We start from the raw sequence: 3,513 nt of genomic DNA, 5'->3' as shown, positions 1-3,513 counted from the left end.
CGGGCGGGGTGCGTGCCGTGGGTGACACCCAGGCCCGGGTCCAGCGACTAGCCGATCGCGTTGAACACATGGCGGCTGTCCATCGTTGGCTCATGGCCGCTGCAGCGCATCCTGTCCGCGCGGTTGAAGACGTGTCGGGTGCGGGCATGCGGCGATTGCGCTTTCAGCTCGCCCAAGACAGCCTCACTTGGGTGGGTCTGATGCCCCCGCGCCCTGCCATGGGGGGCGAAACCGAATTCCGCCTTGCGCCGGAGGCGCACCCTGAAGATCCCCAGCGATTGCAACTCGTGCTGCGCTACCGTCCGCGTGGCGACACATCCACGGACGAGGCGACAGACTGGACACAAGCCGCGCGTGAGGTCTTGGTGGCCGATCTCGCTTACATTCGCATCGAGGTGCAGGGGAGGCGCCCAACCAACTGGCCGCCCGCGCAGCCGTGGCAAGACGACTGGCGGACCGATTGGCCCTCTGAAGCCGTCGAGTTCCCGCGTGCGATCCGCCTGTTGATTGAAGACGACCGAGGCCCATGGCCGCCCCTGCTGGTACCGATCATGCCCACCCTGCCGAGTGTCGAGCCGCTCGAGAGAGCCGTCATCGGTGGAGGCAGTGTCCGGAGGTAGCCGTGGGGCGTCACGCCTGTCTATCCGGTATCCCCGCAACGTCCGACCGTGCCGCTTACGCTGGCGGGATGGCCATCGTCGCCGTCCTCTGGATCATGGCGGCCCTCATCAGCGCCGCCGTTGCCCTGACCGCCTGGGTGCGTGATCGGGCGGCTCAGCGTTTCCAGGAAACCGCCACGGTGCACGCCACGGCGGTCGCGCAAGCCGCCTTGCTGCAATTGCTCGCGCACCCCAGCGCACAGGCCGACGGCCCCATACGTCGCTGGCGCGTCACCATCGGGAAAGACGAGGTGCTGATCCAGCGCACCTCTGCCCACGGTGCCGTCGATCTCAACCACGCGCCCGCCGACCTGATACAGGCTGTGTTGCGCCATGCAGGGGGGCTCGATGCTGGCGAGGCGCAGCGCTGGGCGCAGGCGATTGTCGACATCCGCCAGCGCGCAGCCGCCCAATCCCGGCCGGCGTTTCAGTCGGTGCAGGATCTCTTGCAGCGCCCGGGACTGCCGCTGCACCTCTGGCTCCAAGTAGAATATGCGCTGACCGTTGACAGCGGGGACGCGGCCGTCGATCCCTACGCGGCGTCGCCCGCCGTCCTGCTCTGCCTCGCCCAGGGCGATGCGGCGCGGGCCGCGCAATGGGCGCTGGCGCAGTCCAACGCCGCTCCCATGGACACCACCGCGATACCGGCCCAGTGGTTGCGGCAAGGCTCCTCAAACCGCTGGGTGTGGACCGCGCGCGTCGCCATGGGAGAGGGCCAGGAGCTGCAGCTCTCCTGGCTCGTGGAGCGCGCCGGTGCCCCGTGGCCGTGGCGGTTGCTCAAGCAAACCACGCGTGTGGCGCAGCCTCAGCCCGATGCGCCCACCCCAACCTGACACCATGCCCACACTGTCCGAAGCCTCCCCTCTGCTGCGCGCAATGCGGGCGCTGTGGCGCATGCTGGTTTCCCGCGTGGCCCATGGCCTGCGGCCCGCGGCCCTCGTCAGTATCCAAACCGAAGCGGCGCAGGATGCGTCAACCGTGCTCGTGGACCTGGACGGGCGTGTCCTCGATCCGCCGCCCCACCGCTGGCGGCGGTGGGGGGTGCGGCACTGGCCTGCTCGCTCGGTTCCCGAGGAGCTGGTGTTGCGCAAGTCCTGGCATCAGCCACCGATGGAGCCGGCCGCCCAGCGCGCGGCCATCGAGCTGCGGGGGCAGCTCCAGAGCCCCTTTCCCCCGCGGGACACCTTGTTTTTCTGGCGTGCCTTTTCCCAACCCGATGGGCACACCCTCGTGCACGCAGCGTGGCTGTCGCGGGAGCGAGTGGCCGCTGCCCTGCCGGACGAGCCGGGCAAAACCCCACTCTCCGTCTGGCTGGCACTGCCGCCCGGCGGGCCACAATGGGTGCCGGTGCCCGATGCGGCCTGGCAGCGCGTGCGGCGCTGGTGCCGCTGGCGCAGCGCCCTCAACGGCGTGCTCTGGGTGGGGGCGCTGGCGCTTATGCTCGCCGCGGCCCTCAGCCCCAGCTGGCACCTGCGCGCCCGTGTCCTCGACGCCACGGCGCAGTGGGCGGCCCTACAGCCGATGGCCGCGCCCGCGCTGGCCAGTCGGGAACAACTCACCCATGCGGTCGAGCACATCCGGGCCTTCGACGAGTTGGCCGCTCAGCGGCGCGATCCCGTTCTGGTGCTCGACTGGCTCACGGCCCAGCTCCCCGACGACACCCACGTCAGCGAATTCGAGCTGGACGGCTCCACCCTGCGCATACAAGGCCTCACCCCCAACGCCGCGGCGCTCATGCGCCGCCTGGGCGAGCAGCCCGGAGTGGCCAGTGTCAGCGCCACCCGCGCGGCCACCAAAGTCCTGGGACTGGGCAAAGAATCCTACGCGATCGAAATCCGATTCGGCGTCGATCCCTTGGCACCCGGCGCAACAGCCGCCAGTACCCCCCAGCCGACCAGCGCGACGCCATGAACCACGCCCAACGTGATACCCATGAGGCCCCCGCGCCGGCACCGCGTGCCGCGCGGTGGTGGTTCGCTCTGCGCCAAGCGTTGCCGTCACTGGCGCTGCTGCTCCTCGTGTTGGCGCCATTGGCCATCGGCGGTGCGTACGTCTACCAAAAACACCGCTATGCCCTCGGCGTCCTGGACGACCTGCAGCCCCGCTATGCCCGTCTGCTCGGCCTGCAACAAAGCGCGGACACGTTGGCACAGCGCGCGCAGCTCGCCCAGGTCGCGCTGCAACAGCGCCTCTACCCGGCGGACGCCGACCCGGGTGCCACCGCCAACGAAGCCCTCCAGCGTGCCCGCGCGCTGTTGGAGGAGGCTGGCCTCAGCATCGAAGTCAGCCAAACCGCTCCCGTGCAAGACGAAGGCCCGGCCCTGCAGCGCATCGGCCTGACCTTCACCGCCGAGGGCGACATGGCCGCCATCGTCGCCGGCATGCAAAAACTCCAGGCCGCCCAGCCCGTCATCGGCGTCCTCAAGACCACCATCCGTCCTGCTGGCCTGACACCGCCCAGCAGCAACCCCAAACTCAAAGTCCAGCTCCAGCTGGCGGTTTGGAAACCCCGATCATGATCCGCTGGCTGCCCCTGACCTCCGCGCGTATCGCTGGCGTCCTCCTGTTCGCGGCCGCGCTGGCCACTGCGCTCCAGTGGCTGCGACCCACGGGGTACGAGAGCGCGCCGCCCGACGCGTGGCTGACCTGGGCGCAAAGCGCCGACCCCTGGGCCATCCTGCGCGATCCCCGCTCGGCCATACGGCCGTATCAACCGCGTTGGTTACCCCCGTCGCCCATCCTCCCGGCCATCCCCGACGCCCCGGCGCCGTGGACCACGACCACCGTGGGTACCGCGGCGATGTTGGAGCGGCCCCTCGTCGTGCCCAATCGCCGCCCGCCGCCACCGCCGCCC

At 70.1% G+C, this 3,513-nt stretch carries 4 protein-coding genes and 1 pseudogene; all 5 read left to right on the top strand.

What is annotated here, in order from left to right:
- A partial coding sequence (locus tag P3W97_RS10845) for a hypothetical protein (protein ID WP_300846633.1) occupies positions 1–620 on the top strand: 620 nt, incomplete at its 5' end.
- 68 nt (positions 621–688) lie between these two features.
- Positions 689–1,492, top strand: coding sequence for a hypothetical protein (locus P3W97_RS10840; RefSeq protein ID WP_043698331.1), 804 nt, complete (start codon positions 689–691; stop codon positions 1,490–1,492).
- A gap of 4 nt (positions 1,493–1,496) precedes the next feature.
- Positions 1,497–2,570, top strand: coding sequence for a PilN domain-containing protein (locus tag P3W97_RS10835; RefSeq protein WP_185974845.1), 1,074 nt, complete (start codon positions 1,497–1,499; stop codon positions 2,568–2,570).
- Entirely contained in the window at positions 2,567–3,178 is a 612-nt protein-coding gene (locus P3W97_RS10830) for a GspMb/PilO family protein (RefSeq protein WP_052231335.1), read from the top strand. Before P3W97_RS10835 ends, P3W97_RS10830 begins: the two co-directional genes overlap by 4 nt.
- Positions 3,160–3,513 (top strand): annotated as a pseudogene (locus P3W97_RS10825) (hypothetical protein); the annotation flags it as partial. The gene P3W97_RS10830 and the pseudogene P3W97_RS10825, both read left to right, overlap by 19 nt.

This window comes from Tepidimonas sp. (assembly GCF_029335975.1).
Classification (GTDB): domain Bacteria; phylum Pseudomonadota; class Gammaproteobacteria; order Burkholderiales; family Burkholderiaceae_C; genus Tepidimonas.
This window is presented reverse-complemented; position numbering and strand designations above follow the sequence as displayed.